The organism is Vibrio sp. 10N.247.311.13 (assembly GCF_041467595.1).
GTDB lineage: Bacteria > Pseudomonadota > Gammaproteobacteria > Enterobacterales > Vibrionaceae > Vibrio > Vibrio crassostreae_C.
In genome coordinates, this window is sequence record NZ_JBFSUX010000006.1 from 122,116 (window position 1) to 128,697 (window position 6,582).

Genomic DNA, 6,582 nt, shown 5'->3' on the forward strand with positions numbered 1-6,582 from the left:
GCACGGATAGCTGACTATGCCTTATCAATGCCCTCTTACGTTCAATGACGAACAAATTGAAATCTGCGAATTAAAAAATCAGCTCGAGATCTTCACGCAGTATCAAAAAAATGAATTTCTGAACCACCATCCCGTCACCGATTTGGTTCTACTGCGCTCCGAATACATGGATTTACTTCTCAATCGTTTGTGGGAAAATTTCGGATTCAACAAACTGCCTCATATTTCACTTGTCGCAGTGGGTGGTTATGGTCGTGGCGAACTGCATCCTTTGTCTGACATTGATATTCTCATTGTCTCGCAAAAAACACTACCACCAGCTCTTGGTGAAAAGGTCAGTCAATTCATTACTCTACTTTGGGATTTAAAGCTCGAAGTTGGCCATGCTGTGCGAACTATTACTGAGTGTCTCGATATCGGCACCGATGATTTAACCGTCGCGACCAACCTACAAGAGTCGCGATTGTTATGTGGTAGTGAAGACACTTTCCAAGAACTAAAACTGAAGATTCATTCCGATTCATTTTGGCCAAGTGAGACGTTTTACAAAGCCAAGATTCAAGAACAGAGAGAGCGTCATGCTCGCTACCACGACACCACCTATAATTTAGAACCGGACATCAAATCGACTCCGGGAGGGCTCAGAGACATCCATACCCTGAGCTGGGTTGCGCGTCGCCACTTCGGCGCGACCTCTTTGTTAGAGATGAGCAAATACGGCTTTCTGACCGATGCTGAATATCGTGAGCTCGTTGAGTGCCAAGATTTTTTATGGCGTGTTCGCTTTGCATTGCATATTGAACTGCGCCGTTACGACAACCGTTTAACGTTCGCGCATCAAGCTCAAGTCGCTGAACATCTGGGTTATACGGGTGAAGGAAACCGTGGTGTTGAGATGATGATGAAAGAGTTCTACCGAACCCTTCGTCGTGTTGCTGAACTGAATAAGATGCTGCTTAAGCTGTTCGATCAAGCGATCATCAATGGCGGTCAAACCCAAGACGCTGAAATTCTCGATAGTGATTTCCAACGTCGAGGTTCGTTGATCGAAGCGCGCAAGCCTGCCCTATTCCAAGCAAGACCAGAAACCATTCTCGATATGTTCATCCATATCGCCAATGACTCGACTATCGAAGGGGTAAGTCCACCAACATTGCGACAACTGCGTACGGCACGCCGTCGATTGAACCGATTCCTGCATACCATTCCTGAAGCTCGTGACAAGTTCATGGATCTAGTTCGCCACCCTAATGCCCTGCACAAAGCCTTTAGCTTAATGCACAAATTGGGCGTGCTCTCTGCGTACTTACCGCAGTGGAGCCAGATCGTTGGTCAGATGCAGTTTGACCTATTCCATGTTTACACCGTGGATGAGCACAGTATCCGCCTGCTCAAGCACATCAACCGCTTTGGTCAAATCGAAAACCACGATAAGCACCCTATCTGCTGTGAAGTCTATCCTCGAGTACAGAAGAAAGAGTTGCTGATCCTTGCCGCTATCTTCCATGACATCGGCAAAGGCCGCGGCGGAGACCACTCTGAGATAGGTGCGGTTGAGGCTTACTCTTTCTGTATTGAACACGGGCTATCGAAGCCTGAAGCCAAACAAGTCGCGTGGTTGGTACAAAATCACCTATTGATGTCAGTAACGGCTCAACGTCGTGATATCTACGACCCAGATGTGATCACCGAATTCGCCAAAAAAGTGCGTGATGAAGAATCACTCGAGCTACTGGTTTGTTTAACCGTTGCCGATATCTGTGCGACTAACCCTGAGCTATGGAACAGTTGGAAACGAACCCTGTTAGCTGAGCTGTTCCACTCAACGCAGCGAGCACTGCGCCGCGGCTTGGAAAACCCTGTCGATGTCAGAGACCGTATTCGTCACAACCAACAAATGGCATCAGCACTGCTGCGTAAAGAAGGCTTCACCGCTCGTGAGATTGAAGTGTTGTGGCAACGCTTTAAGGCCGATTATTTCTTGCGTCACACACATAAACAAATCGCTTGGCACTGTGAGCACTTACTTCGCCTAGAAGACCCAAGCCAACCGTTAGTGCTGATCAGTAAGAAAGCGACGCGCGGTGGCACAGAAGTGTTCGTTTATTGTAAAGACCAAGCAGCACTGTTTGCGACCGTGGTTGCCGAACTCGACAGACGTAACTTTAACGTTCATGACGCGCAGGTCATGGTTAGCAAAGATGGTCATGTTTTGGATACCTTTATCGTACTAGACCAGCACGGCGAAGCGATTGATGAAGCAAGACACAAAGCCGTTGCTAAACATCTGACTCATGTATTGACTGATGGCCGCCCGACTAAGATTAAGACGCGTCGCACGCCACGTAACTTGCAACACTTTAAGGTCAAAACCTTAGTTGAGTTCCTACCAACCAAGAGCAAGAAACGTACCTTGATGGAGTTAAGAGCTCTTGATACGCCGGGGTTATTGGCTCAAGTCGGTGCAACCTTTGCGGAGCTAGACATCAACTTGCACGGTGCCAAAATCACCACCATAGGTGAGCGAGCAGAGGATCTGTTTATTCTGACCAGTGAAGCGGGAGGAAGGCTGTCTGAAGAACAAGAACAGGCACTAAGAGAACGATTAACCGAGCACGTTTCTGAACTCGCACCTTAGAAAGCGAATTCAGTCTAAAAACAGGTTTAATAACCAAATAAGTGTGGGCAAAGATAGAGAGCGATCTTGCCCACAACTTACAATCAATTCACAGATATCAACTATCTAGCTCGTCGTTAGGCTGCTACATTGATCAAGTCAATTACATAAAAGTATTACATTCATAACCTAGAGGTCGCTTATGTATCCAAACCTCACTGGCTTAGGTATCCACGAACCTAAACAGATTGAACGTTACTCCCTTCGCCAAGAAGCGCACAAAGATATCCTGAAGATTTACTTTCGTAAGCAGAAAGGGGAACTATTCGCGAAAAGCGTTAAATTTAAGTACCCACGACAAGTAAAAAGTGTGCTTGTTAGCGGTGGCAATAATCAATACAAAGAAGTGACAGAGATTAACCGCAACCTCACTCTTGTGATTGATGAACTCAACAAAATCACCAAACCGACGCCAACGGCTGAGGTGGATGTCAAGCAGAAGATCCTTACCGACTTACGCCATCTAGAGAAAGTGGTATCAAGCAAGATCGCTGAGATCGAAGCTGATCTAGAAAAGCTAAAATGATCCCGCGACTAACTATTACTGTTAACTAACCAACATTAGTTATGCCGTTAAGGTTATACAGATACAAAAAGGGCTGATATCACTATCAGCCCTTTGTTTTTTATTCTATTTTCTCTATTCACTTAGACTGGAGATTGCCTAAACACGCGAGACTTACTTAGACAAGCAAGTTTGAGCATCGATTAAGTTAGTATCCCACTCAAAGGTTTCAAACAACCTTAGCCAAGTTTCATCAAGGTTGGCCTTCATCACCAACTCTTCTTTTGTGAAAGGATGGATAAAGCGAAGCTCAGAAGCGTGCAACAACAAACGATGCGAATCTAAATCATCACGGAACAGTCGATTGTGCTTACCATCACCATGTGAAGTATCACCGACAATCGGATGTCTTAGATGAGCCATGTGACGACGCAGCTGATGTTTGCGACCTGTCTTTGGCATCATCTCAACCAAGCAGTAGCGGCTCGTAGGAAAGCGTCCTGTTGAATATGGCACTTCTACTTTTGCTAGCGGTTCATAGACTGTCACTGCCTCTTGCGCTTCTTTGTCTTCTTTCGCGAACTTATCTGCGATCTTATCCAGCTCAACCTTAAGTGCATAATCGAGCGTATCGCCCTCTTCTATCCAACCACGGACAATCGCATGATAGGTTTTTTGCATCTCATGATTAGCGAACATTGGCATCACCTGTGAAGCAACCTCACTCGACAACGCAAACACCAACACACCCGATGTCGGTCTGTCTAAGCGGTGTAATGGAAATACATGCTGACCAATTTGATCGCGCAATGTCTGCATAACAAATTGCGTTTCGTGTTTATCCAACCATGAACGATGCACTAGCATGCCGGCTGGCTTATTCACCGCGACAAAGTACTCATCTTGATAAATGATCTCTAACATTACGCACACACCTCATCAATACTCTGAATCGTCACTAGCAGTTCAGCTTTATCTGCCTCATTTTTCCATACTTCACCAAAATAAGGATGAATCGCAAAGCCTCTCGGTAGGCTCATTTGGGCATCCATCATTGCGTTGATCTTAACGATAAAGATCCACTGCAACCACTCTTCCGGTTGTAACGAATCAATCCCGAAAGGTTCAACGCTCGCCAGAGCTTCATCCGAAGGCGGAAGCGTGCTCCATAGCGAACATTGGCGCATTTGTTCTTCTAGTTGTTGAAGTAAAAGAGGTAACTTTGTGGCTGCTGTCATTTTTCACCAAGTTATTTATCTAGTGACCTTGAAATTGGGGCATAGAGTACCATCTATTTAGGAAAGAAAGTTAGGAGCTTTATTACTATGGAAACGATTCACACGCTCACTCAGTTACTAAAGAATAGCGGTTGCCAGTACGATATCTACGACCTAGGTCGCCGTATTCAGAAGATCGACAACACCTTATTCTCTGATGTTGAGCAAGGGAAACAGCCGTACCCATTTCCACTTCAGAAACAAGCTCACTTAGCGATTAGTTACTGGAACAAACACAAGCAACCTTGGATCTGGTTCCTAAAATTCAAACTGGACGAAAGAGGCCTATTACATCAAGGTGATGTCGGCAATTTCCTTAAGTTTGTTATCGAAGCGATGGGCACACGTTTGAACGGTGAGATCAGCGAAGAGCAACAACAAAAGCTGTCAAACAACCCATATACCTTCAAGCCTTCAGAAGACAAAATGGCCGTGTTCCATAGCCAAGTAAGAGCAGGTTTAGACCTTGCAACGAGCCAATACTACGAACACGCTCAACACTACTTCACAGGCGATCTAGGCTGGGACAACTGGAAAACCGTTGGCCTACAAGGCATCACTGATATGTGTGCTCGTTTAGGCAGCCAACAAAATGGTGTCGCGATTCGCAAAGCATTGAATAAGCTGCCTTCAGAACCTCTATACGCGACTCTCGGGGCGCTTGAGCATACGCAAATCAATGACAAGCTCGCTCAACGCTTACAAGAAATGGCAGAGAATGAGATTAACAGTCAAGAGCCAGATCTGTTCTTACTGTCAGCACTGGTACGTGCCCTTTCTGGCGCAGAGCAAAGTACAACCAACGCCGTAATTAACCAAGTTCTGGCTAGCCCGCGCTTAAGCCACCAAGAAGTATTGATTGGTTTGGCTGGTCGCAGCTGGCACGCACTGCAAGATCCTGCGATTGCTGAGCAGTTCTTGCTGCGTCTCGCACAAACGGGCAACCAAAACTTGTTCAATCAGTTATTTGCAGATTTAGTGATGATTCCGACACTGAGAATGGTATTTTTACCATTATTGAACTCGAACCCATCACCAGAACTCGCCAATGCACTTGTAGAATTACAACAAGCGGCTAAGTCGCAATAGATACCAGACAGAACAGCTCAGTAGCTCATAACAAAAAGCTCAAATCACGAACGGAAGAGAGAGATAAAAGGAAGTATGGATTAAATGATAGATAACTTATTGGCTATTTTGATGCTGTGCTTCTTTTGCTTTCTGTTTTGGCAACAGCGCAGGCAATCCGAGCTTGCGAAAGCTGCCATTGCGAGAAAATGTAAAGAGCTCGACTTACAGCTATTAAGTGTTGCCTTTAGTGGTCATAAACTTAAGATGCGCCATGAGCTCACCACCATTTGGCGCTGGCACACCGTGTATCAATTTGAGTTTTCAGCGTTAGGTGATGACCTGTACCAAGGGAAACTGACCATGGTGGGCTTCCGTTCTATGCGGTTTGAGCTACAGCCTCATAGAATGTAACGTCGCAATACGCGGTATAACTATATTCATGATAAGGGCCAAACTGATCTTGTTTGGTCTCTTTAAATGCAAAGCCTAACTTTTCAAGTAACTTAATTGATGGGTTATGACCAACATTAACGGTCGCGACAACATTCGTTAGGTGTTCTTCAAAACAAACCAAACTAAAGAAAGGTTTTAGCACTTCACTAGCAAGGCCTTGATTCCAAAACTCCTTGTCCAGAATAAATCCCAGTTCATGCTTCCCTTCTTCAGACGAAACAAACAAATGCCCGAGGTATTCGCGGGTTTGGTTGTGGATAATGGCTCGGCAAAAACCAACGTTGTCGTTCAGTATTTCTTGAAATAGGTGTTTTGCAGAGGCAATAGAATGCGGCCCGTTCATTTCAGCACGATTGATGGGGCAGCAATTCAACTTGATAAAGTCATGTTCTAACTGCTCGGTATAAGGTACCAACAGCGTTCTTGAGGTTGCTATCGTCATAAAACACTCCTTGTGTTGACCATTAGCAGAAAAGCAGATGTCGCGTGCTTAGATAAAAGCTCCTGAATTAAAGAGAGCCCCTAGATAGAGAAAAAGCCTTAGGAATCGAGTAGGAGGAGGCCTCACGGCCTCCGTCCTCTCACACCACCGTACAAGC

At 45.4% G+C, this 6,582-nt stretch carries 7 protein-coding genes; 4 read left to right on the forward strand and 3 right to left on the reverse strand.

Features of this window, described 5'->3' with window-relative positions:
• Nucleotides 1–16 precede the first annotated feature (16 nt).
• Together glnD and AB6E52_RS04635 are read left to right on the forward strand one after the other, a co-directional pair.
• Nucleotides 17–2,638 (forward strand): bifunctional uridylyltransferase/uridylyl-removing protein GlnD, encoded by a 2,622-nt coding sequence (gene glnD, locus AB6E52_RS04630; RefSeq protein WP_017060744.1) that lies wholly within the window; start codon nucleotides 17–19, stop codon nucleotides 2,636–2,638.
• A gap of 181 nt (nucleotides 2,639–2,819) precedes the next feature.
• Nucleotides 2,820–3,203 carry a DUF3461 family protein gene (locus AB6E52_RS04635; RefSeq protein WP_004734354.1) on the forward strand — a complete coding sequence of 128 codons (384 nt, stop codon included), beginning with the start codon at nucleotides 2,820–2,822 and terminating at the stop codon, nucleotides 3,201–3,203.
• 153 nt (nucleotides 3,204–3,356) lie between these two features.
• Here AB6E52_RS04635 and truC read toward each other — a convergent pair whose 3' ends face one another.
• Both truC and AB6E52_RS04645 read right to left on the reverse strand, forming a co-directional pair.
• Nucleotides 3,357–4,106 (reverse strand): tRNA pseudouridine(65) synthase TruC, encoded by a 750-nt coding sequence (gene truC / locus AB6E52_RS04640; protein WP_017060745.1) that lies wholly within the window; start codon nucleotides 4,104–4,106, stop codon nucleotides 3,357–3,359.
• Nucleotides 4,106–4,420, reverse strand: coding sequence for a YqcC family protein (locus tag AB6E52_RS04645; RefSeq protein WP_102320142.1), 315 nt, complete (start codon nucleotides 4,418–4,420; stop codon nucleotides 4,106–4,108). The genes truC and AB6E52_RS04645 overlap by 1 nt, the downstream gene beginning before the upstream one ends.
• Nucleotides 4,421–4,507: 87 nt before the next feature.
• Between AB6E52_RS04645 and AB6E52_RS04650 the strand changes: the two genes are divergently transcribed.
• Entirely contained in the window at nucleotides 4,508–5,548 is a 1,041-nt protein-coding gene (locus AB6E52_RS04650; RefSeq protein WP_102320141.1) for a DUF3549 family protein, read from the forward strand.
• 84 nt (nucleotides 5,549–5,632) lie between these two features.
• A complete protein-coding gene (locus tag AB6E52_RS04655; protein WP_017060748.1) occupies nucleotides 5,633–5,941 on the forward strand; it encodes a DUF3301 domain-containing protein in 309 nt (102 codons plus the stop codon).
• Here the strand turns inward: AB6E52_RS04655 and AB6E52_RS04660 are convergent.
• Entirely contained in the window at nucleotides 5,907–6,425 is a 519-nt protein-coding gene (locus tag AB6E52_RS04660) for a GNAT family N-acetyltransferase (RefSeq protein ID WP_017060749.1), read from the reverse strand. The genes AB6E52_RS04655 and AB6E52_RS04660 overlap by 35 nt on opposite strands.
• Nucleotides 6,426–6,582: the final 157 nt, after the last annotated feature.